Source organism: Oceanihabitans sp. 2_MG-2023 (assembly GCF_030547245.1).
GTDB lineage: Bacteria > Bacteroidota > Bacteroidia > Flavobacteriales > Flavobacteriaceae > Oceanihabitans.
The window spans coordinates 14,491-38,629 of sequence record NZ_JAUOQT010000003.1 but is presented as its reverse complement, the minus strand read 5'-3'; the positions used below and the strand labels follow the sequence as shown (position 1 = coordinate 38,629).

The following is a 24,139-nucleotide window of genomic DNA, read 5'->3' as shown; positions in this document are numbered from 1 at the left end:
TTCGTCTTATTTCTTACTGAATTATATCTCAGAATGATTTACGTACTCATTGTTTCTAAGTTTGAAATAATTTATAGATAAATGTGATGCTTTTCACTTAAAACGATTAATAGAATAACAAGCTAATTCATAGTATAGAAAAAAACATATTCTGAAGACTATTGAATATTTTCAAAAAAAACATCTAAATAAGGACATCAAAACTCTTCTTTTAAGTGTAAAACCCTAACCATTTTCCCGTAAATACAAGCTGTATTGCTATGTAAATAAAACAGTTAAGAACATGATTCCGAACGTCCTGAATTATAATCTAGGACGATTAGAAACTAGTAATACCTCAAATTTGCACTGTAAATATGTTATAAATCAATAAAACATTGAATTTAATATAATGCTACAAAACTTATTAATCAACTAAAACAATCACAAAAAAACAATTATGAAAACAATAAATCACGTATCAATTATAATAATAGGATTAATTATCACTTTTATTACTTCATGTACTAATGACGATGATACTGTTCAAGATCTAACACCAACTGGTATTGAAACTTCTGCGCAGTTAACAACATATTTAGAAAATTTAGCAACTACTAGTGATGTTCCTGGGTTTTCTGTAAATGTAAATATAGGTAATAGTGTAGCCTTTAATCAATCTTTTGGTTATGCCAATCTAGCCAATCAAATTCCTTATACCAATCAAACCGTAAATAACTTAGCATCAGTAAGTAAAACTTTTGTTGGTGCTGCTGCTGCTAAAGCGATAGAACAAGGTCTTTTTACATTAGAAACGCATATAAATGATCTTCTACCAATAACCATTAATAACCCAAAACAACCAACTGGAAAGATTAAAATCAAGCATCTCGTAACACATACATCTGGTATTGTAGATGTTCCCGAAACATATATAGCAACAAATTATTATATCCGCCTTGGAGAAGATACAACAACTAATATTGGGAACATTCTAGTAAATAATCTAGGTATGCAACAAATGGAACAAGTCGATTTAGATGATTATTTATTAGAAATCTTTGATGCAGATGGCGATTTATATAATCTAGATAATTATTTAGATGCTATGCCAGGTGAAGTTTGGGCCTACTCAAATGATGCTACTTCATTGTTAGGTTATATTATTGAATATGTATCTGGGGAATCTTTTGATGATTATGTGGCAAATAACATCCTCAATCCATTACAAATGACGAATACAACTTTTGATATTGAAGCTGTCGATTTTCAAACTGTGGCAACTCTATATTATAACACCAACTCACCATTTCCAAGATATGGAAACCATGGCTATGTAGAAGGTGGCTTATATAGTACTAGTGATGATATGAGTAACTATTTATTAGATATGATGAAAGGAGCTAGAGGAGAAGGTTCTATTTTATTTTCTCAAGAATATTATGATTTGCTATTTCATGAGCAATTAGAAACTGGCTTAGTACCTTCCGATTTTGCTGAAAACCATGGCTTATTTTGGTATATGAAAAATGGAAGCCTAGTACACGGTGGTAATAGTTTAGGTGTTTCCACGCATATACAATTAAAAAAAGATGGTTCTTCAGGTTACTTTATTATCTCTAATATGGATGGTACGTTTACTGGCAACGAATCCAAATGGGAAGAAGTAAAAGCACTTATTTCTAGTGCTATTGAACAATATATTTCAAATAATTAATAGCGATAAGTTGGTGTTAATACCATTCAACAATTAGCATCAACTTTTTTAATGTATTAAATCTCAATCAATAAAATAACAGCAAAAAATGAAAAAATGTATATTAATTATTTTATGCTTTTGTACCATAAATATTTTCGCACAAAGTAAAAATGAACTATCAAAAGCAGATCATAGCGATTATAATTACAACTTTAGCTTCCCTGCTATAATTCTAGGAAATATTGGTAAAGGAGGAAAAAGAACAAATACGAAACACATTGAATTTCATGTAAAGCGAAAATTAGATGCTAAAAATAGTATTGGTGTAAAATTTGCTACCTGGAGGTTATTTCAACCTATGGGAATACAATGGTGGGATGGATTAAAAGACAAAATAGATTCTAAAAGTGAATTTTATCCCGGATATGTAAGAGAAACTGGAATAGGAATTACGTATCAGCGAATGCTTTGGAAAGGGTTATTTGCTACAGTCGAAGTTTTACCACAATACAAAACGTATCTAGACGAAAACAATACAAAAATTGCAAATGGATTTAAGCTCTACACATCGTACCATGTTGGGTATCACATTGCTTTTGGTAAAAAAAAGCGATTCTTTATAGAACCTCAATTTCATTTTCAAAATTGGATGATAGACACCAATACACCAGCAGAATTTAAACGAATAGATAATCAGTGGAAAACCTATTTTCTCTTGGAACCTAACATTTATATAGGATTTACTTTTTAAGTAAAACACAATAACTAGTACAGCATCAAATTATAAAACAATCAAAAAATAAATAATTATGAGATCAATCAAAAAACAAGTGCTATTAAAAAGAATAGCTCTAACCTTATTATTCATGTCCAATATGGCATTTGCTCAAAACAATTCCAATAATGAAACGCTATCCCAACGCAGTGGTTTTATTTTTGAATTTGCGCTCGGAGGAGGCATTATAAGTATAGAAGATAGTGAAGGTTTGCAAACTTTCGATAAAGCACAAGGAGCCATAAGCTTCCCTGAATTTAAATTTGGATATATGCTAAATGATAAATTAGCCATTACTGCCTCTATGCCAGGAATGATATACGAATTTCAAGACAACGACAGACACTTTGGTGCGCTTATTCCATCAGTACAATATTGGGTGAAAGACCGTTGGTGGATTTATGGGGGGATTGGATTAGCCATAGACGCACCAGCGCTTTACGATATAGAAGACAATCTTAATGATGACTGGAATTTTGGATGTGCAGTAATGGCTAGTTCGGGTTACGAAATTTATAAAAAGAAAAATTTCGCACTGAATATGCAATCCAAATTAGTACTAGGTCGTGCCTTTTTAGAAAATGATGTAGAAAGAGACGCTGTCACCTTCAATGTAGGGCTAGGATTTAGTTGGTAATAATTTTTAATGTAAAAAAATGAATAGTTCTAATTCACATACCGTTTTACTTGCAGGAGCTACTGGCTACTTAGGTGGTTATATAGCAAAGTCGCTATCGCAAGAGCAAGTGACAACTAAATTAGTGGCAAGATCTCCTCATAAGCTAAAAGCACTAGAAAATAAAACCGTTCAAATAATCAAAGCTGAAGTTACAAAACCAAATACATTACATGGTGTTTGTAAAGGTGTAACCACAGTAATTTCAGCAGTAGGTATTACACGACAAAAAGATGGTTTAACCTATATGGATGTTGATTATCAAGCGAACTTGAACTTATTAAATGAAGCAAAAAGGGCAGGTGTAAAAAAGTTTATTTATGTTTCAGCAATTAATGGAAATAAATACAGGCACCTTAAAATTTTTGAAGCTAAAGAAAAATTTGTAGATGCGTTAAAAAATTCAGGACTAGACTTTACTGTAATACGTCCAAATGGTTTCTTTTCCGATATGAAAGATTTTTTAGACATGGCTAAAAATGGAAAAGTGTATCTTTTTGGAAATGGAGAACAGAAATTTAATCCCATTCATGGGGAGGATTTAGCAACCATATGTTTGCAAGCAATACATACCAATAGTAATGAAATTAGTGTTGGTGGCCCAGATATTTTCACATTAAATGAAATCGCAGAGTTGGCCTCAGATGCATTACTAAAGCCTATAAAAATAATTCATTTACCAGATTGGATAAGGCGATTTATAATTTGGACTTTACGCACATTTACATCGCCTAAAACCTATGGACCTATTGAGTTCTTTTTAACCCTAATGGCAGAAGATAATATTGCGCCACGTTTTGGTACAAAACGATTATACTACTTCTTTAGAGAGAATATAGAAAATGATGTTTAAAAAAAATAGAACAAAATAAATAGAGAATAATGAGAATACTTGTAATAATAAGCTTAATCTTTTTATCAAATATGGTTTTTTCACAAACGGATTCCATTAATGAAAGCATTAAAAATAGAATCAACCATCACTCCAAAAATCCTGTACATAGTATTTTATTATATATAGAAAATGAAAGCAAAGGGTTTAAATATAACGAGGGTTTTGGATTAGAAACGGATAACGGAAAACCGGTAACAAAAAATAGTTCCTTTAAAATTGCAAGTAGTACGAAACTCTTTGTGTCAACAATTATCCTTCAACTGGAAGAAGAGGGAAAACTCAGTATAAATGACAAAGTGTTTCCTTATTTAAAGGATATAGAATACCTTAATTTTAAAAACTTTCATAATCTAAAGGGTATAAAATATGCACAAGACATTACAATCGAACACTTATTATCGCATAGGTCTGGTTTAGCAGATCTTTTTACCGATAAAGAAGAGGCTTTTTTTGAAATGATAATGCAAAACCCAAATAAGCAATATACACCAAAATCTATTGTAGCATTATACAATCAATTTAACCTAAATCAAGAACCACATTTTACACCTAATACAGGTTGGCATTATTCAGATATTAATTATGTTTTGTTAGGGTTAATTATTGAAAAATTAGATAAAACGAAACTAGCACAATCCATAAGAAATCGAATATTAGAACCAATGGAGATGAAGAACACCTTTTTTGAATTTTATGAAGAGCCAAAAACACAGTCTAGACAAATCAATCAATATATTGAAAACACAAATTTTTCTAAACGTAATACTTCATTCGATTGGGCTGGAGGTGGGCTCGTATCTACAAATACAGATTTAGCAATATTTATAAAATCACTATTTAATTACGAGTTGATAAATAAAGAATCTTTAGCAAAGATGATCGATGTTAAATTCACAAAAAAGAATGAAAACCGTTACGGATTAGGTGTTTATGAGTTTCATTTGAATGACAACGTATATTATGGTCATTTTGGCTTCTATAACACATTTGTTGGATATTGCCCTACAACAAAAACAACGCTTTCATATAGTATTAGTCAAACTAATCCAGGTTTTAACTCCTATGCATTTTTAAGTCAAATACTAAAATTAGCAAACTAAAATGAAAAATAATTGGATATCAATATTGTGTATATTTCTTTTTGGATTCATTTGTAATGCGCAAAACAACAATAAATGGAAAGCGGATATCGATTTTTATCATAAAACATTAGAAGAAAAGCATATAAATTTATACCATACTATTTCAAAAAAGGAATTCGAAACAGAAATTGAAAACTTAAAGAACAACTTACCGCTTTTAACAGATTTTCAAATTATTACCGCGCTCATGCGAATAACGCAAAAAGTTGGTGGTGGTAAAGGAGATGGGCATACTTCTGTGCCATTATGGAATAAAAACCTTACTAAATATCCTATCACTCTTTCTAATTTTAATGGCAATCTTAGAGTAGTGAATATTGCTAAATCGCACGAACAATTTCTAGGGAATAGATTGCAAAGCATTAATAATATTCCTGTAGAATACATTTATAAAAAAGTTTCCAAACTAACCCCATTTACTGAAAATCAATATTCTTTAAAAGATAGAACGTGTAGCTACATTCTTATTTCTGAAATATTAAATGCATTAAACATTACAACAGATACAGCACAAACAAAATTTACATTTATAGATGCAAAAGGAGTAAGCAAATCCACTATATTGAAAGCATATACATCTGAAGCATTAGATAGTATCCATTATGAAAAAATAAAATACACGCATCCAAGTATCACGCAACCAAAAGATTCAAAATTTAAAAACCTTTGGTTTTCTTCATTCAATAACACAAAAACCGTTTATATTAAGTGTAAAGCATATCCTTCGGAGGAGGAAATGAATAATTTTTCAAAGAAAGTGTACCAATTTATTCAAGAAAATAAGTCGGAACATCTAATTATAGATTTACGAGATAATTATGGTGGCGATTTTTTTAAAGGCTTGCTTCTATCTAGCTATTTAAATGCTTGTGAATCCATTAATTGGGAGTCCAATGTATATGTGCTAATTAATAGAAAAACATATTCGGCAGCGATGGTAAATGCCATACAATTTAAACAATTATTAAATGCTAAATTAGTAGGTGAGCCAACTGGAGCTAACCCAAATGGATATCAGGATATGGGACAATTTAATCTTCCAAATTCCAAGTTGCTAATCACATATTCTAAACGCTTATTTCGACTTCAAGATACCAAAAGTAATGGAGTACAACCAGATATATACATTACTTCTAAATGGGAAAACTATAAAAATGGAATGGATGAAATTTTAAATTGGGTAGTAAAAGATATTTCTAATTTAAATTAGTTCTTTAAAATTATACAATAATATAACAAGACGCTAGAACTCCTCTTAACAATATTAAAGTAGTGAATATACAACGATAGGAGAGAAGCGTAAATCGAAAAATAAATCCCTAATTCTTCCAACAATAGAGTTACTGGAGTAAAGTATGTGGAATGAAATCGTTTAATCTACATAAAAAGCTGGGTAATTTTTAAAATTTAGGCGATACCTTTAGGGTCTTCATTTACAAAATGAAAGCCTTTTAAAACAGGCAGAAGAAGTGTTCTTAGAAGTTACTAGTGCAGTGAAATATGTCCATCCAATTGTAATATGGTACCACCTAGAAATTTTTCAAAAAAATATAACTATTTTTATAAAAGTGTAATAAATAGTAAAACGAGCCACTAACCAATAAAAACAGCACTATTGAGTAGCGATTTTTATAAAACATCCATTTTACCATTCGCAGGAATAATCATCAAGTTATGTCGCGCGTATACCAACTCGCAACAAGATTTTGAAGATTATTATCAAGAAGTATGCTTGCAAATCTGGAGAAGTAAAGACAACTTCCGGGAAGAATCACAATGGAGTACTTGGGTGTATCGCATTTCATTAAACGTGTGTTTAACTTTATTAAAGAAAAAGAAAAACAACGTACAACATTTTGTTTCAGATTCTATAACCGTTGAAGAAACGGAAGACAATTACGCGTTTTCAGACGAATCTTTAAATCTTTTATACGATGCCATTCGAAAACTATCGGAAATAGATAGAGCCATTATCATGCTGTATTTAGAAGAAAAATCGCAAAAGGAAATTGCAGAAATCATAGGAACAAACCCAAATAATATTGGTGTACGTGTGAAAAGAATAAAAGTGAGACTTAAAAAAATATTAGATGGAAAGATCAATTGAAACTATATGGAAACAAGGGTTTCTGAAAAGTAATGCATTAGTAGCACCAAAAATAAATGACCTTTACAACCAAAAATCCATTCATATCATTGCTAAGTTTAAACGCATGTTTAAAATAAATTTGATTGCTATTGTAGCCTTCTCATTTCTCTTTTTAGTAATCTCGTTCTTTATAGGCATACCAATTACTGGTATTATCTTTTTTGTGACACTTTCAGTACTTGTTGTGATTAATAAGAGGTTATTAAATGATTTAGAAAAAATAGATTTGGGAGCCAGTAGTTATCAATATTTAAAGGCATTTAATCAATGGAAAAATAAACAGATAACTGTCAATATAAAAATATCAAGAGTTTTCTATCCTATTATATTTCTATCTATGATTTTAGGCTTTTGGTTTAAAGATGCAGAAGGTGTTCCTTTAGGTGAAAGACTTGTCGATGAAATTCTTCTTGGATTTCCAGACACCTATTTATTATTTGGAATACCAGTAATAGGACTCGGTATCGCAGTACTAATTTTAGGCCTACTAGCATTTTTTGGAGATCGGATTTATAAATGGGATTTAAACATGGTTTACGGAGGAGTATTCAAAAAACTAGAAGAATTAATGAAAGATATTGAAAGTTTAAGAAGCTAAAAGCCTTTATGTATAGAGTTTTTCACAATATTTAAAAAAAAAGCAGATGTCACATGTAATATTTTTTGTCTTTAGCCACTAACCAAGAAAACAATAGAAATTATGACACTACAAGAAGCACAAAACGCTTTTGAAAATTTAAAAACAGAAGCAACTACGAAGTCGGAAATGAAAGTATATGAAAAGTTCCTTCATATTCTAAAAGCATTGAAAGATAGAACACTCGCGGAAAACGAAATGCATGCTATAGAAACAGAACTTGCGAATTTAAATATAAAATCAAATCCTAAGAACAAGAAAAGGTTTTTCAACAAAGCACTATCTAAATTTGAAAAGTATTTAAAGGAAAATTTTTCCTTAATAACCAAAGGCTATTACACTAATTTAAGTGTAAGTTTCGGATTATTATTTGGTGTAGTAGGTGGCGTTCTTTTAGGTCAGCATTTCGAAAAATCGTTAGGGATTTCCTTCGGAATTTGTATGGGATTATTCATTGGCGCATTCATTGGTCGTCGAAAGGATGCTCAAGCACAAGCAGCAGGAAATATCCTGTAATTTACTGCAACAGCAATTCATAAAATTAAAGTATTTTTTTAAAAAACTTCCATGCCGAATAAATTTCGGACAACCAAAAAAACTGTCTAAAATGAAAACCATAATAGGAATTATCATTGCAATCGTTGTATGCTTAATAAGCGCATATGGTCCTTATATTTCATGCGATTGGAGTTTCTGAAATAAGGTTGTCTACAACCTTTAAAATAATCTCTAATTGAGTGCTTAGTGTAACAAAATAACAAGGCCTAAAGGCTTTACAAAATCCATCAAAAAAAGAACAGCAAATGTTTTTCAAATCACAACAAGGAAAAGAGGAAATTTTAACTCTCTACAATCAAAAATTAAAAGAACTCCATATTTCATACACTGAAAAGCTAATAGAAACCGCTTTCGGTAATACAAATGTCATTGTTACTGGAGATATTAAGCTTCCACCTTTAGTACTCATTCATGGTACTGGTGGTTGCGCGCCTCAATTCTTAGAGTCCTTTCCAAACCTTTCTTTAAAGTATTGTGTGTATGCAATAGATGTGCTTGCGCAACCTAATAAAAGTGCAGAAAACAGACCAGACATGAAGTCCATGGCATATGGCAAATGGCTTACAGAAGTCATTATAAAGTTAGGTCTAGAGCAAGTCACGCTAGTTGGTTTTTCGTTTGGTGGCTTCATTAGTCTAAAAATGCTAGAGTTTAGTGAAACCTTAATTAAAGAAATTTTCTTAATTGCACCAGTATATATCGTTAATGGAAATCCTCTTAAAGGTCTTTTTAAAATGTTCATGCCGTTAAAAAAGTTCATAAGAACCAATAATCAAGATTATATTAAAAAAGTATTGGATGTCCTTTTTACGGAGTACGATGATTTTGCATTAACATTTATGTCTGCTACTTTTCAGAATTGCAACATGGACTTTTCGCCTTTACCAACTATATCTAAACAAAGTGCTCAAAACATAAAAACATCCATTACCATTTTTGCAGCCGAAAAAGACATCATGTTTCCAGGTAAGAAATTGCTAAAAAGAGCTAATGCTATATTTCCAAACATCAAGGAAACAGTATTACTGCATGAGTCTAAGCATGTGCCAAATCAACAAGATTTCAAGGCGATTGAAAGTTACATTCTAAAAAGCATCCAATAGACCAATGATGTTCTAACTTGGCGTTGATGCAGAGCACAATTTACGGGTAACTGGAGCTTTGGTATTTGCAGATGTAGTAGGGAAGTGGGGTTATTGGTTACTAACCTAGTTTATTTTAAAAGCTGATTGATATTTACTTTATAAAGCTTTCCTATGGGTACCATGTGCTCTTGAATAAAAATTCTATTTCCTTCAATTCTTTGAATGTGTTTTTTTGAAACTGCAAATGATTTATGAACTTGAATAACATCATGATCTGAAAGTAGTTGTATGGTATCTGTTATTTTTTCTCGGATAATTATAACGTCTTTAGTAGTAAAAACTTTGGTATAATTCCCAGAAGCTTCTATAAACAAAATAGTATCTAGATCTACTTGAATATGACTATTGTTTTGTTTCAAAAAAATATATTTTTCCTCCGGTTTTAAGCTTCCTTTAGCTTCCTTTTTTACTATTGTATTAGAAGATGTGACTTTATTTAAAGCACTTAAAAAACGTTCAAAACTAAAAGGCTTCAATAAATAATCCACAACATTTAATTCATATCCTTCTATAGCAAACTCACTATATGCAGTAGTTACAATTACTTTAGGTGGAGACGATAGTGTCTTTAAAAAATCAAAACCTTTTAGTTTGGGCATGTTTAAATCTAAAAAAATCAGATCTACATCATGTTTATTTAAATAGTCAATAGCTTCAATAGCATCATAGCAATTTGCTTTAAATTCTAAATTTGGCAGCATATCACAATATCCTTTTATAATGTCGTGAGCAATATGCTCGTCATCTATTATTAAATATTTAATCATAGTGTTATATTCAATTTTGCATTATAAATATTATTTGCTTTAGAGATCGTTAACGTATGCTTTTTGGGATATACTAACTCTAATCTTCGTTTTAGATTATTTAAACCTATTCCTGCTTCATGATTATCTTGAGTTGCATCAAAATTATTTTCTATTTCAAAATTAACGATATTGTTATGGACTTCTAAATGTATTCGAACAAAAGCATGTTCTCTTAAATTTTCAACACCATGTTTAAAGGCATTTTCTAAAAGAATAATAAAAAGAAGTGGCATTATTTCATAATCATTGTCCTTAATGTCAGTATAAAATTGCACATCAATAACTTTATGATAACGCATTTTATGAAGCTCAATATAATTTTGTAGGTACGTAACCTCTTCAGACAACAAAACAGTGTCTTTATCACCTTCATAAATACTATAACGCATCATATCAGACAGTTTTAAGATGAGTTTTTGAGCTTTCTTAGAATCTTTTTCCACTAAGCCATATAGGTTATTTAACATATTAAAAAAGAAATGTGGATTCACCTGACTTTTTAAATGCATCAATTCTGTTTTGGCCTTTTCATTTTTTAATCTAATAATGGATTTGATTTGTTTAAAAAGCCAATGTGCGATAGTAATAAAAACAAGGATAAAATAGAATGCAATAAATTCTACGAATCCCTCTAACTTACCAAAAGTATCATTGAAAACAACAATGACAAGGCCTATTATAACAAGCATAATTTTAAAAATACGCTTTATTGTTTTCTGTTTCTTGCGAGTTAATTTAAACTTCATAAGTCAATATTAATTAAATAATACGCTCTGTACAAATTAGTTGATAAACAGTAATTAATTAGTGATAAACTATCAAAAAGCTGTGATATGATGCTTTTGTTACTCATTGCAATGTATTTATCCCATTTACACCTATTTGTATCCCTTTCATTTTTTAAAGATTTAAAACGCACATATGTTTGCTGTAATCAATCATCAATCAAAAAACGAACAGTATGGAACTCATTATTGATAATTTATCAAAAACCTATTCAAATGGTGTTAAAGCACTTCAAGATATTTCCTTAGAAATTCCAACAGGAATGTTTGGCTTACTTGGTCCTAATGGTGCAGGTAAATCTACTCTAATGAGAACCATTGCTACCTTACAAGAGGCAGATCAAGGCACAATCAAACTTGGAAATATTGATGTGCTCACACAAAAAAAAGAATTACGGCAAGTCTTAGGATATTTACCACAACAATTTGGTTTGTATCCTAAAATTTCTGCCGAGGTGTTATTAAATCATTTTGCTGTACTAAAAGGCATTTCTAATAAAGGTGAACGCAAAAATTTAGTTGATGCTTTATTATATAAAACGAACTTATACGAAGTAAGAAAACAAAATCTTAAAGGGTTTTCTGGCGGAATGAAGCAACGTTTTGGTATTGCTCAAGCGTTATTAAATACCCCTAAATTACTTATTGTAGATGAACCCACAGCCGGATTAGATCCTATGGAGCGTAACCGATTTTACAATGTATTAAGTGAATTAGGAGAGAAAACCGTGGTTATTCTATCTACACATATTGTTGATGATGTTAAAGAGCTATGTACAAATATGGCAATTATCAATAAAGGTCAAGTGTGCTTGCAAGGTAATCCGTTGCAAATACTAGAAAACCTAAAAGATAGAGTTTATAAAAAAACAATCGAAAAGTCAGAATTAGAAACTTACAAGCAAAATTATAAAGTTATAAGTGAAAAATTGTTTCTAGGAAAACCAACCATTCACATCTTAAGTGATACGAATCCTAGAGATGGTTTTTCTCTGATTAATGCCGAATTAGAAGATGTGTATTTCTCTGAAATTTTTAATACTACAAACGCTAAATCTAACTAATTATGTGGTACACTATTTTTAAGTTCGAATTACAATATCGTATAAAACGACCAGACACCTATGTGTTTTTCTTATTCCTTTTTTTATTCTCTATTGTAGGTGTAGATTTTATTTTTCAAGGTTCTGAAATGGGACTCATGAAAAAAAATTCACCATTAGTCATCGCAAAAACTATGGGTGCAATCTCTGGAATCTTTATGATTTTAGCATCAATGATTATGGGTGTTTCTGTGCTAAGAGATTTTGAGTATAATATTGAATCTCTAATGTATTCTACGCCAATTAGTAAAAAAGAGTACTTATTAGGACGATTTTTAGGAGCATTTACGGTATTAGTATTTGTATTTTCTGGAGTTATCTTCGGAATGATTCTAGGGGAATTCATGCCTTGGAATGACCCAAATAACTTATTAACGTTTAATGCTATAGTTTATGTAAAAACGTTTTTAATGGTAGTCTTACCAACCTTGTTTTTTGGAGCTTCTGTATTTTTTATAAGTGGTGCTTTAAGTAGAAATTTAGTTGTGGTGTATACGCAAGGTATTTTTGTGTTTGTAATTTTCATGCTTACTAAAGCCATAACTAATGATTTTTGGCAAGCCATTTTAGATCCATTTTCATTAACGACAACGAGTCTGGCTACAGAGTCTTGGTCTGCTTTTGAAAAGAGTACACAGAGTATTCCTTTTTTTAGCGTGCTTTTTTATAACAAACTGTTTTGGGTTTCTCTTGGAATTCTAGCGCTAATTTATGGTTACATAAAATTTAATTTTAATGTAGTTAAAGAACAAAAATCAAAGAAAAAGCAAGCTCCAAGCTTAGTTGCTAAAAGAACAAATAAAGCTAATAATATAGTAATACCTGAAGCTAAAAAGCAATATGGCTTACTATCAAAATGTACACAATTAAAACAATTTTCATGGTTTTACTTTGTAAGTATTTGTAAACAATCATCATTTTGGGGAATTGTTATTTGTGGTATGATTATCATCCTTATCAACTCAGTAAATCTTGGCACAGTGTACGGTGTAGATAGTTATCCAGCAACTTATTTTATTGTTGAAGAATTAAAGGAAACTTCTATGTATTTCTTCATTATCATTTTAGTGTTTTACTCAAGTGAATTGATTTGGAAAGAAAGAGGAGTTAAGCTAAATTTAATTTATGATGCTACACCAATGTCAAGTTTTATAAACCTATTAGGTAAATACATTGGATTAAACTTAATTTATGTTGTATTAATGATTGCCTTGATAGGTTCTGGACTTATATTTCAAACATTAAGCGGTTATTACAAGTACGAATTACAGGTTTATTTCTCAGGTTTCTTTATTGAAATATTTCCTTTTTTAGCATTATACACTTTTATCGCATTTTTTATACAAGCATTGGTTAATCATAAGTTCATAGGGATTATGTTGATGGTTGTTTTTTTTATTACTACTATTTTGTTAGGCGTATTTGGCTATGATCATGAATTATACCTTTTTGGCGGAAGAGCTTTAGGAACCTATTCAGATATGAATGGCTATGGCCACTTTTTAATACCCTTTATTATTATCAAATCGTATTGGTTTCTATTCGGTTTACTAGTATTGATAATTGCATCTTTAGTGATTGTCAGAGGTACAGAAACTAACTTGTTTAAACGAATTAAAACTAGTAAATATAGAATTAGCAAACCATTAATACAGCTTACAGCTACTGTCTATATATTATTTATAATTATTGGATGTTTTATATTCTACAATACAAATATTTTAAACACGTATTGGACTAATTCTGATGCCACTGCATTTAGAGTCTCTTACGAAAAAGAACTCAAACAATTTGAATATATACCACAACCGAAGTTGATTGACGTCAACTTAAAATTAGAACTGTATCCTTCAACACGAGATTATATAGTAGAAGGTTATTATGTGTTGAAAAACACGAATAGTACAGACATTAAATCCATTCACATTCAAAAACTTCTTGAAGAGAATGTCTCGTTAGATAGTGTTTCTTTTGATGTCGAATTTACAATTGATAATCAATTTAAGAAATTTGACTATTCCGTTTTCAATCTTAATAAAGCTTTAAAAACTGGAGATTCAGTAAAAATGTACTTTAAACAAAGCTTTACTACTAAAGGGTTTGAATCGGGAACAGGAAATGTAAACATTAATAAAAACGGTACATTTTTTAATAATACAGATTTACCAACTATTGGTTATAATAAAAAATACGAACTCAATGATGCTGTTGAACGTGAAGATTACAACTTGCCAATTCGAGCTAATAGAGTAGATATAACAGATCTAAATGAACTTAAAAATGCCAGGTCTGGAAGTGATTCTGATGGTGTTTATTTTGAAATGATTATAGGGACTTCAAACAACCAAACGGCTTTAGTTCCTGGAAATTTAGTTAAACATTGGTCAGAGAATAACCGCAATTATTTTCATTATAAAATGAAACAACCAATCATAAATTTTTATTCTATTGTTTCTGCAACGTATGAAATTAAAAAAGATTCTTGGGTTGCTAAGAAAGATTCAAAACCTGTAAATCTTGAAATTTATTATCACAAAGAACACTCCTATAATATTAATAGAATGATGGCTTCTATGAAAGCATCTTTAAACTATTACAGTAAAAATTTCAGTCCATATCAATACGAGCAATTGCGTATTATGGAATTTCCTCGATATGAACAATTTGCACAATCGTTTCCTGGTACCATTCCGTTTTCAGAATCTATAGGTTTTGTACTAGATATTGACGATAAAAAAGATGTTGACATGGCATTCTATGTTACAGCACACGAAATTGCGCATCAATGGTTTGGCATGCAAGTAGAAGCTGCACATGTAAAAGGACAATATTTTATTTTAGAAACCTTATCTCAATATGCTGCAATGATGGTTTTAAAACAGACCTTTTCCGAAGAAAAATTACTACAGTTTTTAGAGGTTCAAAAGGAAGATTATAAAGACGGTAAAAATAGAGCAGTAACAAAAGAACCATCACTTGCTTTGGTAGAAAATCAAGACCATGTGTACTATGCTAAAGGAGCTATAAATATGTATCAATTTCAAAAAGCGATAGGAGAGGAGAATGTAAACAAAGCCTTAAAACGTTTTCTTGAAGATTGGAATACTTCTAATGGAAAACTAAAAATGAACACAGACAGATATGCAACTTCTAAAGACCTATTAAGCTATTTTAGAGCGGTTACACCAAAAGAAAAACAATATGTAATTACTGATTTGTTTGAAAAAGTTGAGCCAATAGAGTTAAAATAAATAAAGAGCTTTTTTAATGAAAGCAACAAAAATGAAAGCAAGACTATACTATTTTTTAAACAAACATTACACAGTGGTTTTAATCATGCTTAGGCTCCTATATTTGGATTTAACATCTATACATCAAAGATTTAAAGTAGCTTTTCTTTTTCTAAAATGTCTTTAAGCTTATTATGATTTTCCCAAAATCTATTTCTAATTTTTTGAATAACCGAATCGTAATCAGGATGCATTTCCAACGATTTCATTAATGGATCTTCTTGAAGAAACAACAAAACCCAATATTGATAATTATTTTTAGTAGCAAATAGTTTTAACTGCTCAATAGCAAGATTGAGTTTTTCTTCATGTAAGTATTTTATAGCCAAGCTAATTGGCTGGTATATAGATTGGTCATTTTTACAATATTCAGAATAAGCTTTATAATAAACTTGAGCTTTTTCATGGAAGCCCATTTTATCGTATACCAATCCGATTTTTAAATTTTCTTGCGGATATATATTTAGACCATTTTTTTCCTTGATTTCCGCAAATTTATCATAGTAGTAATAAGCACTATCATACTTTTCTTGGTAATAATAAAACTTTCCCACTTCCTGCATAATATCTAAACGCGTCGTATCCTTTTTCCATTCATTCACTAAAGCGTCAGTCGCTTTTTCGATATTTTGATGCTTTGCGTATTGGATAAATACCTCTAAAAATGGTGCATAATGATTCTCTGGATTATGATCTAAAGATAATTCTACATACTTCTGTGCTTCATTTATAAAACCGTTTTGGGCAAAAGCATTACTCAACGCCAAATACATATAACTTTTGCTAATAGAATCATTAGCTTCTATATTTAATTTAATTCCTTTTAAAGCATATGTGAGATATTTATGTGTATCTGGAACAACCCGAGAATATAGATCAGATAAAATTAATACTATAGAAGAAGCATTTGGGTTGTAATCTAGTGCTTTTTCTAAGTAAGGTATCGCTAACTTATATTCGTTTGCATTTATATAATAGAGCGCTTTTGCAATAAGTGGTAGTTCTGAAGTAGAATCATACAGCAATGAATTGTCAGCATATTCATTTAATTTATCCAAATATTTTTTTTCAATTTTATTCGAATCTAAATAATAGTAACAAATAGCAACCTGAGCATATGCGTTAGCGTATTTTACATCTTGTTCTATTGCTTTTTCAAAATTTAAAATAGCCTTATTTAAGCCTTCTTCACTTTTTTCATTTAGATGTTCTAAACCTTTTAAATAAAAATCATAAGCGATAATATTTTCTGTTGGTTTTCTATCAATAAGGGCCAATTCTTTTGGCGTTACATTCGCTTCTATGGCGAAGGCAATCTTTTTAGCAATAGTATTTTGAAGCTTAAAAACATTATCAAGTTGGTATTTGTATTGCTCAGACCAAATAGGGCTATCGGCTTTGACATCTATCAATTGAATACTTAAAAGAACTTCATTGCCTATTTTTTGTCCACTGCCTTCAATTAAATAGTTAACTTGTAATTCTTCGGCAATTTCTGAAACAGTTTTAGGATTGTTCCTATATTTTTCTGTGGAAGTTCTACTAATCACTCGTAAATCTTTAATTTTTTGAAGATTATTTAGTGAAGATTCCATGACGCCATTAATAAAATATAAATTAGAATCGTCTTCACTTAGATTTTTAAAAGGTAAAAACGCAACTGATTTTTCCTTTATTACTTGAGTTTCATTTGAAGTGAATTGGTCATAAAAAAAATAAGCAATAGCAATTATAAATAGGGTTGTAATTGCTATAATATATCTATTTATATTTCTGTTTTTTGTTATAGGCGCTGTTGTTTCTTCTATAGGATCTTGTTCTGAATTCGATGCTTCTGCTTCAAGTTCTTCTTTCTCAATTTGGGTTTTGGTTTCACCAGGAGGATAGCCAAAATATTCACGATAACATTTTGTGAAATAAGAAGGATTACTAAAGCCAACTTCAAATGCAATTTCAGAAGCCGTTAGCTCAGTATCTTTTAGCATTGTTGCTGCTGTCTGTAAACGAATCTCTCGAATAAACTGACTGGCAGACAAATTGGTTTGCTTTTTTATTTTTCTAAGCAAACTAGAGCGACTCATACTCATAACATCTGCTAACTCAGAAACGCCAAATTGCTCGTTAGAAATATGATCTAAAACCGCTGATTTAGCTTCTGCCAAGAATGAATTTGAAGTGTGATTTGAAGTCATTTTTTTATTAACTGAAACGAATATAAGTAAAATTTAAAAACAGATTTTATCTAAGGGTATTTTTTTTAATATCATAAAATGCGCCATAATTTATAGTCTTGCTTCATAATTTATAGTCTTGCGTTAAACTTCATAGCTCTTGAATCATAGCTGTTTACTGTTGCTTCAAAGTTCATCGCATCTTTGTATCAACAAATAGAAACAATAATTCTTAAAACTTTAAATCATGAAAAAATCAATTAAAATTCAAGTAATGTGCTTGGCTATAATAAGTATAATGGCAATGTCATTAACATCTTGTTCAAAAAAAAGTAAAACCAAAGATACAACAGCCATTTCAAAAAAGGAAATTGCTAAACCAAGTATAGATATTCATGGTGCTGTATTAACTGGAGATATGGAAGCAGTTAAGCAGCATATTGAAGCTGGGACTGATATTGATCAAAAAGAAGCCATGTCTGGATCTACACCTTTAATGTCTGCAGCTACTTTCAATAAACCTGAAATTGCTGAAACACTTATCAATGCAAATGCAGATTTGTCAATAAAAAATAATGATGGTGGTACAGCCCTACACACAGCAGCATTCTTTGGACGTATAGAAATTGTAAAATTACTTATTGATGCACAAGCAGATAAAACTGTACGCAATAATTATGGTGCAACACCAAGAGAAATAGTAACTAGTGATTTTGCAGAAATGAAACCTATTTACGACATGTTAATTCTGCAATTACAACCAATGGGTTTTAAATTAGACCTTAATGAATTACAAAAAGCACGTCCTGTTGTAGCAATGATGTTACAATAAACATATAATAAAATGACAACAGAAAGAAGATACGATATTGATTGGCTAAGAGTCATTGCTATAGGTTTATTATTAATCTATCATATAGCTATTATATTTCAACCTTGGGCAATGTTTATTGGATTTATAAGAAGCGAAAATGCTTTAGAAGGACTTTGGAAACCAATGATTATGCTCAATGTTTGGCGAATACCTTTACTATTTTTTGTGTCTGGTATGGGTTTATATTTTGCAATGAAAAAAAGAAATTGGAAGCAATTATTAATAGAGCGCTCTAAGCGAATTCTATTACCTTTTGTCTTCGGGATTTTAGCAATAACACCAATACATTTTTTACTTTTTCAGAAGCACTATAATATACCATTGAGTTATTTTCCACATATGGGACATTTATGGTTTTTAGGAAACATCTTTGTCTATGTCGTAGTTCTGTCGCCTGTTTTTTTCTATTTGAAGAAAAATGAAAATGGTAAATTCAAGAATGTAATTTCAAAAGTGATGGCCTATGCCATAGGACCATTATCTATTTCAGCATTTTTTATCATAGAAATTAGTGTTGTGAAACCACAACTATTTGAAATGTACGCTAAAACTTGGCATGGATTTTTTATAGGCTTTCTGACTTTCTTTTTTGGTTTTCTTTTTGTGTATAGCGGTACAACATTCTGGAAAACCGTTTCAAAGTGGAAATGGTTATATATTGCTTTGGCAACCATACTCTTCGTGATTCGTTTCACAGGGTTTGAGTCCATATCAAATATGTATATCACTACTGTAGAGTCTAATGCTTGGATATTGGGCGTATTCGGAATGGGATATAGTTACCTTAATAAACCAAGTGCATTGCTAAACTATTTGAGTGCAGCCGTTTACCCTGTTTATATTATTCACATGTTTGTCCTATATGCAGGTGCATTACTCATTCTGCCTTTAGAACTTCATCCCATGCTAAAATTTATAGGTATTACAGTATTTACGTTTATCGTCTGTTTTCTTATCTATGAATTCATCCTAAAAAGAGTCACAATTTTAAGACCATTATTTGGGTTGAAATGGAAATTTAAAAGTGTCGTAAAGAACCAATTAAAAAGGATTTAGAGTATTATTCAAGACGTTGTATTTTAATTAATAAAACCATTAAGCCATGATAAAAATCTTTAGAAATAAAAGACGAAAAATATTAGCTAAAAACCCGCCAGCCGGACGTGCAGGTAAGTTTGCTAACTATTTTGTTTATGCAGCGGGAGAAATTATTCTAGTGATTGTAGGAATCCTTATCGCATTGGCTATTAATGAACATTCAAATAGTTTAAAGAAATTAAAGTTGCGGAATTCATACCTTATTCAGTTACATGATGAGGCAGATCGTAACCTTAAAAAGTTAACCTTTCTTGATGATGAAGCAGCTCAAATGCTCCAAGAATTAGATACCGTATTCAAAATATTATTATTTAAGGATTTTGATAACCCAAAATTATCCTCAAAATCATTTTTTCTAATCATGTCTAAAAAGTTTTACCCAGTAAGCATTACCTATGAAAATTTAAAATTTTCTGGGGATTTAAAATTATTCAACGATTTAAACTTACGTAACGCAATTTCAGAAACATACGAGACATTCAACCCCATAGAAAAACTGGAAGCTTCAGAACAACAAGCAATCGAGGCTTATTATGAAAATTTTTTGATGCGAAACGTTAAATTCAGAGAAATGGGCAGGTCTTCAGATACTTACGGAAAAGATATTTATTTTGAAAATATGGTTCTAACTAGAATGACTACGATTGCACAAAATCGGGAGGCTTATGATGATGCAATTGAATCGTTAAAAAACCTAAAAAACACTTATGCTGAATTAGGAAATACAAATGAATAACATAGAAAACACGTCAAACAATTATGAAACAAATTAAAAAGTAAAAAAGGAATTAGACTTGCAATAGGCATAGTTTTAGGGGTGTTATTAGGCTTATTAACCTCAAACATAGCTTTGTGGCTTCCCATTGGTGTTGCTATTGGTGCAGCATTAGAATACTCCAGAAAATCTTAATGCAACAACTGAGATTACAAAATAAATCATCCATCAAAAAACGAACAATTATAAAATCAATTAAAATGAAAACAATTCAAAAACAATTTTTATTAAAAATGGCTTGTGTAGCCTTTGCATTAGTATCTAGTATAACATACGCACAAAACACAAAAGAAGAATCAACAACACAAAGAGAAGGCTTTATCGTCGAATTCGTAGTTGGTGGCGGCATTATTAGTATAGAAGATAGTGCAGGTATTCAAACTTTCGATAAATCGCAAGGAACATTCGTTTTTCCAGATTTAAAGTTAGGCTATATGTTAAATGAAAGGCTTGCCATTACCGTTTCTATGCCAGGAAGTATATACGAATTTCAAGATAATGACAGAAACTTTGGAGGTTTTATTCCATCTGTACAATATTGGGCAAAAGATCGTTGGTGGATTCATGGTGGTATTGGTTTAGCCATAGACTCTCCAGCACTATATGATATTAAAGACGATGTAAATGACGATTGGAACTTTGGTTGTGCTGTTATGGCAAGTACAGGTTATGAAATTTACAAAAAGAAAAAATTCGCGCTTAATGTGCAGTCTAAATTAGTTCTTGGTCGTGCGTTTTTAGATGGAGATGTGGATAGAGATGCAGTAATCTTTAATGTAGGATTAGGATTTAGCTGGTTATAAGTATCAACAACACGAAATAAATCATTTGGCATCTATAAGTCAAATGATTTATTGTCAAATTAAAAACAGCCTAAGATGAAATATATTTTTTTATCCTGTTTACTATTTCTGCTCAATTGTTCCAATACGACCAATTCGAAAGCTATATCGATAGTTTTAGAAAAAGAAGAAAGTCTAATTGAAGTACTTGATACGATTTGGACAACGGAACAAACCCCAATTAGATTAAGAGATTCATTGATTTCTAAATTTGGAGTCGATTCTAAGTTGGTAAAAGAGCAACAATTAATTATTGATACGAATCATGTAATTAATGAAAAAAAAGTAGCGGCTATTCTTGATAAATATGGTTGGCCAACAAAAGAAATGTCTGGTGAACGTGGTAATTGGACCATTTGTAATGTTATTCAACACTCAGATAATGAAGTTAGGATACAATACCTTCCAATGATGCGACAGGCTGTAAAAGACAAGAAATTAGAACCTCGATTCTTGGTAAGAGCAGAAGACAGAATTGCAACAGAGAGAGAAGATTTACAGATTTATGGAGGGCAAATGAAATATTACCCAGAAACCAAGAGTTTTAATGTGTGGCCAATATTTGATCCAGAAAATATTGATAAAAGAAGAACAGAAATTGGTCTTGATTCCATCGCTATATTCCTAAAGAATAGATTTGATTTTGAATGGAATCTCGAAGAGCAGATAAGAAGAACAAAAGAGTTTACAAAAAGAAAACAGAATAACTGATGCTTCATTAATAGGTTCTAATTTCCAAACACGAAATTTTAAAAACCGAACAATTCACAACTTTATTAATAAATTATAGTACTTATGAAAACAGCAATTTATACATCCTATGGTTCCCCAGAAGTTATAGAGGTCGTTAATAAAGAGACCCCTTCACCTAAGCCTAATGAGGTTTTAGTAAACATTAAAGCATCGTCCGCTACTCGTGCAGATACAATGATGAGAGCTGGAATGCCAAAATTTGGCAGATTGTTTTTAGGCCTGTTTAAGCCAAAAAACACTTCATTAGGTACTGGTTTTTCAGGTACGGTTGAAGCAGTTGGCAGTGATGTTTCTATATTTAAAATTGGAGATGAAATTTTTGGAGAGAAGTTATTCCGTAATGGAACTAATGCAGAATATTTATGCATTTCAGAAACCTCTATAATAGCGTTAAAGCCAACAACCTTATCACACGAGGAAGCTGCACCTGTTTGTGATGGTTTTCTAACTTCATATAATTTTTTAAAAGATATTGGTGACTTGAAAGAAGGACAGCACATTCTTATAAATGGTGCTTCTGGCAGTTTAGGAACTGCTGCAGTTCAATTGGCTAAAATTATGGGAGCTACCGTCACAGGTGTTTGTAGTACAAGGAATATAGATTTAGTTAAATCCTTAGGAGCAGATTTTGTGATCGACTATAAAAAGGAAGACTTTACACATAAAACGAATACTTACGATGTTATATATGATGCAGTGGGTAAAAACAATTTTAGTAAGTCTAAAAATGCTTTAAAGTTAAATGGAGTTTTTATAACACCTGTTTTAAGTTTAAATGCCTTGTGGTATTCAATATTTAAACCAAAAAGAGTGAAGTTTGCGGCTACAGGTCTAAAAAAAACCGAGGAATTAAAAAGGTTATTTTTAGAAATAGCCGATTTTTTTAAGCAAAAAAGACTTAAAACGGTTATAGATAAAAGTTACAAGCTATCAGAAATTATAGAAGCGCATTATTATCTTGAAACCGACCGTAAAATAGGCAATATCGTTATCATCAATCCAAAAACAAACAGTTAATTAATTTCAAATCAAAAGAAAGAAAAGAAAGGATATTAAAGCTTTATAATCGAAAACTTAATCCACTCGTTACCCGAAGCATATCCGAGGTATACCCGACGCATATCCGGGGGACATCCGAAGGAGCTCTTTGTAGCATTACCTAGATTATGTAATATTATTATCGCATATCGCATTTTTAAAATAGCTAATTCCTGAGAATCATGTATTTTAAATCGCTAGGTTTCCTAACGTTCATTAGCCTTTATTTACGCTCGTGTACTTTACTTTTTTGATAGAAACAGACATCTTTACTTTGTACTATAATTAATTTAAAAGCAATATTATGAATTATTTAAAAAGAGTATTTAAAATTGTAAAAATCATATATTTAGTTATGATTTCATTGTTAGCTTCCTGTAGTGAAAACAACACAGAAGAAGCAACTCAACCAATAATTACCGACTATGCAGTTGGAGAAAAATGGACTTGGAAATATAAAGGCGTAACCACGGAAGGTGAAATACGCTCAGAAGGAGAAGACACAAGAGAAATCGTTAATACAGATGGTGTTTTAGGGATAACAGTAGGAAACGATACAATTCCACTATCAGACATTACAAAGCCTGAAGAAAGCGAAACCCCAAGATACAAATGGCCTTTAAAAGTTGGTGAAACGTGGAAATATGAAAAAGACTGGACCAGTCAAGATGGTACTACTAGAAAACAAAGCCAAGATGTAAAAGTATTATCTTATAAAGAAGAAACAGTAGAAGCAGGAACATTTATGGCGTACACCATCGAATACAAGGGAACCGTTTCAAACTCTAGAGGTTACAACGCACAAACGGATGAAGTTTGGTTGTATGCTCCAGAAATAAAAAACTTCATTAAAATGACCCAAAATCAAGACGGCTTTGTATATAATGAAGAATTAATCCAGTACACAAACCCAAATAATAATTAAAATATACTATTACTTCTAACT

Annotated in this window: 22 protein-coding genes; 19 read left to right on the top strand and 3 right to left on the bottom strand. The window is 30.8% G+C overall.

Translation table 11 applies throughout. The features are described 5' to 3' along the window. The first annotated feature begins 439 nt into the window (after positions 1-439). The 10 genes from Q4512_RS06805 (at position 440) to Q4512_RS06760 (ending at position 9,613) form a co-directional block, all read left to right on the top strand. On the top strand, positions 440-1,696 hold the full coding sequence (locus Q4512_RS06805) for a serine hydrolase (protein ID WP_303423279.1): 1,257 nt from the start codon (positions 440-442) through the stop codon (positions 1,694-1,696). An 88-nt stretch (positions 1,697-1,784) separates the two neighbouring features. Further along, entirely contained in the window at positions 1,785-2,429 is a 645-nt protein-coding gene (locus tag Q4512_RS06800; protein ID WP_303423277.1) for a hypothetical protein, read from the top strand. 58 nt (positions 2,430-2,487) lie between these two features. Next, positions 2,488-3,090, top strand: a complete 603-nt coding sequence (locus Q4512_RS06795; protein ID WP_303423275.1) for a hypothetical protein — start codon at positions 2,488-2,490, stop codon at positions 3,088-3,090. 19 nt (positions 3,091-3,109) lie between these two features. Then, positions 3,110-3,982, top strand: a complete 873-nt coding sequence (locus Q4512_RS06790; protein ID WP_303423273.1) for an SDR family oxidoreductase — start codon at positions 3,110-3,112, stop codon at positions 3,980-3,982. A 29-nt stretch (positions 3,983-4,011) separates the two neighbouring features. Next, complete coding sequence (locus Q4512_RS06785) at positions 4,012-5,124, top strand: serine hydrolase (protein ID WP_303423271.1); 1,113 nt, start codon at positions 4,012-4,014, stop codon at positions 5,122-5,124. A 1-nt stretch (position 5,125) separates the two neighbouring features. Further along, the gene (locus Q4512_RS06780; protein ID WP_303423269.1) at positions 5,126-6,376 is read left to right on the top strand and encodes a S41 family peptidase; all 1,251 of its coding nucleotides are present in this window, start codon (positions 5,126-5,128) and stop codon (positions 6,374-6,376) included. 405 nt (positions 6,377-6,781) lie between these two features. Further along, a complete protein-coding gene (locus tag Q4512_RS06775) occupies positions 6,782-7,273 on the top strand; it encodes an RNA polymerase sigma factor (RefSeq protein WP_303423267.1) in 492 nt (163 codons plus the stop codon). Further along, complete coding sequence (locus Q4512_RS06770; protein WP_303423265.1) at positions 7,257-7,913, top strand: hypothetical protein; 657 nt, start codon at positions 7,257-7,259, stop codon at positions 7,911-7,913. The genes Q4512_RS06775 and Q4512_RS06770 overlap by 17 nt, the downstream gene beginning before the upstream one ends. Before the next feature lie 102 nt (positions 7,914-8,015). Further along, on the top strand, positions 8,016-8,468 hold the full coding sequence (locus tag Q4512_RS06765) for a hypothetical protein (protein WP_303423263.1): 453 nt from the start codon (positions 8,016-8,018) through the stop codon (positions 8,466-8,468). Between the two features lie 287 nt (positions 8,469-8,755). Then, positions 8,756-9,613, top strand: coding sequence for an alpha/beta fold hydrolase (locus Q4512_RS06760; protein WP_303423261.1), 858 nt, complete (start codon positions 8,756-8,758; stop codon positions 9,611-9,613). Between the two features lie 110 nt (positions 9,614-9,723). On the opposite strand, the gene Q4512_RS06755 is transcribed toward Q4512_RS06760, so the two are convergent. Then, on the bottom strand, positions 9,724-10,422 hold the full coding sequence (locus Q4512_RS06755; protein WP_303423259.1) for a LytTR family DNA-binding domain-containing protein: 699 nt from the start codon (positions 10,420-10,422) through the stop codon (positions 9,724-9,726). Then, the gene (locus Q4512_RS06750; protein WP_303423258.1) at positions 10,419-11,153 is read right to left on the bottom strand and encodes a sensor histidine kinase; all 735 of its coding nucleotides are present in this window, start codon (positions 11,151-11,153) and stop codon (positions 10,419-10,421) included. The genes Q4512_RS06755 and Q4512_RS06750 overlap by 4 nt, the downstream gene beginning before the upstream one ends. A gap of 272 nt (positions 11,154-11,425) precedes the next feature. Here Q4512_RS06750 and Q4512_RS06745 point away from each other — a divergent pair, with 272 nt between their 5' ends. Continuing rightward, positions 11,426-12,313 (top strand): ABC transporter ATP-binding protein, encoded by an 888-nt coding sequence (locus tag Q4512_RS06745; protein ID WP_303423256.1) that lies wholly within the window; start codon positions 11,426-11,428, stop codon positions 12,311-12,313. 2 nt (positions 12,314-12,315) lie between these two features. After that, on the top strand, positions 12,316-15,603 hold the full coding sequence (locus Q4512_RS06740; RefSeq protein WP_303423254.1) for a M1 family aminopeptidase: 3,288 nt from the start codon (positions 12,316-12,318) through the stop codon (positions 15,601-15,603). Positions 15,604-15,734: 131 nt separating this feature from the next. Here Q4512_RS06740 and Q4512_RS06735 read toward each other — a convergent pair whose 3' ends face one another. After that, positions 15,735-17,834, bottom strand: coding sequence for a helix-turn-helix domain-containing protein (locus Q4512_RS06735; protein WP_303423252.1), 2,100 nt, complete (start codon positions 17,832-17,834; stop codon positions 15,735-15,737). A gap of 226 nt (positions 17,835-18,060) precedes the next feature. On the opposite strand from Q4512_RS06735, the gene Q4512_RS06730 reads away from it, so the two are divergent. From Q4512_RS06730 to Q4512_RS06700, 7 genes are all read left to right on the top strand, one after another. Continuing rightward, positions 18,061-18,645, top strand: a complete 585-nt coding sequence (locus Q4512_RS06730; protein ID WP_303423250.1) for an ankyrin repeat domain-containing protein — start codon at positions 18,061-18,063, stop codon at positions 18,643-18,645. A 12-nt stretch (positions 18,646-18,657) separates the two neighbouring features. Beyond that, the gene (locus Q4512_RS06725) at positions 18,658-19,743 is read left to right on the top strand and encodes an acyltransferase family protein (protein WP_303423248.1); all 1,086 of its coding nucleotides are present in this window, start codon (positions 18,658-18,660) and stop codon (positions 19,741-19,743) included. A 46-nt stretch (positions 19,744-19,789) separates the two neighbouring features. Continuing rightward, positions 19,790-20,521 carry a hypothetical protein gene (locus tag Q4512_RS06720; protein WP_303423246.1) on the top strand — a complete coding sequence of 244 codons (732 nt, stop codon included), beginning with the start codon at positions 19,790-19,792 and terminating at the stop codon, positions 20,519-20,521. Positions 20,522-20,760: 239 nt separating this feature from the next. Continuing rightward, complete coding sequence (locus Q4512_RS06715) at positions 20,761-21,363, top strand: hypothetical protein (RefSeq protein WP_303423243.1); 603 nt, start codon at positions 20,761-20,763, stop codon at positions 21,361-21,363. A 75-nt stretch (positions 21,364-21,438) separates the two neighbouring features. Then, positions 21,439-22,113, top strand: coding sequence for a DUF6624 domain-containing protein (locus Q4512_RS06710; RefSeq protein WP_303423242.1), 675 nt, complete (start codon positions 21,439-21,441; stop codon positions 22,111-22,113). A gap of 84 nt (positions 22,114-22,197) precedes the next feature. Further along, a complete protein-coding gene (locus Q4512_RS06705) occupies positions 22,198-23,172 on the top strand; it encodes an NAD(P)-dependent alcohol dehydrogenase (RefSeq protein WP_303423240.1) in 975 nt (324 codons plus the stop codon). Between the two features lie 325 nt (positions 23,173-23,497). After that, the gene (locus tag Q4512_RS06700) at positions 23,498-24,118 is read left to right on the top strand and encodes a hypothetical protein (RefSeq protein WP_303423238.1); all 621 of its coding nucleotides are present in this window, start codon (positions 23,498-23,500) and stop codon (positions 24,116-24,118) included. Positions 24,119-24,139: the final 21 nt, after the last annotated feature.

What these genes read in the sequence shown, in the direction of transcription:
- Q4512_RS06755 (WP_303423259.1), bottom strand. Translation starts at nt 10,422, where the DNA reads ATGATTAAATATTTAATAATAGATGACGAGCATATTGCTCACGACATT.
- Q4512_RS06795 (WP_303423275.1), top strand. Translation starts at nt 2,488, where the DNA reads ATGAGATCAATCAAAAAACAAGTGCTATTAAAAAGAATAGCTCTAACC.
- Q4512_RS06785 (WP_303423271.1), top strand. Translation starts at nt 4,012, where the DNA reads ATGAGAATACTTGTAATAATAAGCTTAATCTTTTTATCAAATATGGTT.
- Q4512_RS06740 (WP_303423254.1), top strand. Translation starts at nt 12,316, where the DNA reads ATGTGGTACACTATTTTTAAGTTCGAATTACAATATCGTATAAAACGA.
- Q4512_RS06765 (WP_303423263.1), top strand. Translation starts at nt 8,016, where the DNA reads ATGACACTACAAGAAGCACAAAACGCTTTTGAAAATTTAAAAACAGAA.
- Q4512_RS06720 (WP_303423246.1), top strand. Translation starts at nt 19,790, where the DNA reads ATGATAAAAATCTTTAGAAATAAAAGACGAAAAATATTAGCTAAAAAC.
- Q4512_RS06800 (WP_303423277.1), top strand. Translation starts at nt 1,785, where the DNA reads ATGAAAAAATGTATATTAATTATTTTATGCTTTTGTACCATAAATATT.
- Q4512_RS06805 (WP_303423279.1), top strand. Translation starts at nt 440, where the DNA reads ATGAAAACAATAAATCACGTATCAATTATAATAATAGGATTAATTATC.
- Q4512_RS06715 (WP_303423243.1), top strand. Translation starts at nt 20,761, where the DNA reads ATGAAAACAATTCAAAAACAATTTTTATTAAAAATGGCTTGTGTAGCC.
- Q4512_RS06735 (WP_303423252.1), bottom strand. Translation starts at nt 17,834, where the DNA reads ATGACTTCAAATCACACTTCAAATTCATTCTTGGCAGAAGCTAAATCA.
- Q4512_RS06780 (WP_303423269.1), top strand. Translation starts at nt 5,126, where the DNA reads ATGAAAAATAATTGGATATCAATATTGTGTATATTTCTTTTTGGATTC.
- Q4512_RS06725 (WP_303423248.1), top strand. Translation starts at nt 18,658, where the DNA reads ATGACAACAGAAAGAAGATACGATATTGATTGGCTAAGAGTCATTGCT.
- Q4512_RS06790 (WP_303423273.1), top strand. Translation starts at nt 3,110, where the DNA reads ATGAATAGTTCTAATTCACATACCGTTTTACTTGCAGGAGCTACTGGC.
- Q4512_RS06700 (WP_303423238.1), top strand. Translation starts at nt 23,498, where the DNA reads ATGAATTATTTAAAAAGAGTATTTAAAATTGTAAAAATCATATATTTA.
- Q4512_RS06710 (WP_303423242.1), top strand. Translation starts at nt 21,439, where the DNA reads ATGAAATATATTTTTTTATCCTGTTTACTATTTCTGCTCAATTGTTCC.
- Q4512_RS06745 (WP_303423256.1), top strand. Translation starts at nt 11,426, where the DNA reads ATGGAACTCATTATTGATAATTTATCAAAAACCTATTCAAATGGTGTT.
- Q4512_RS06770 (WP_303423265.1), top strand. Translation starts at nt 7,257, where the DNA reads ATGGAAAGATCAATTGAAACTATATGGAAACAAGGGTTTCTGAAAAGT.
- Q4512_RS06760 (WP_303423261.1), top strand. Translation starts at nt 8,756, where the DNA reads ATGTTTTTCAAATCACAACAAGGAAAAGAGGAAATTTTAACTCTCTAC.
- Q4512_RS06730 (WP_303423250.1), top strand. Translation starts at nt 18,061, where the DNA reads ATGAAAAAATCAATTAAAATTCAAGTAATGTGCTTGGCTATAATAAGT.
- Q4512_RS06750 (WP_303423258.1), bottom strand. Translation starts at nt 11,153, where the DNA reads ATGCTTGTTATAATAGGCCTTGTCATTGTTGTTTTCAATGATACTTTT.
- Q4512_RS06705 (WP_303423240.1), top strand. Translation starts at nt 22,198, where the DNA reads ATGAAAACAGCAATTTATACATCCTATGGTTCCCCAGAAGTTATAGAG.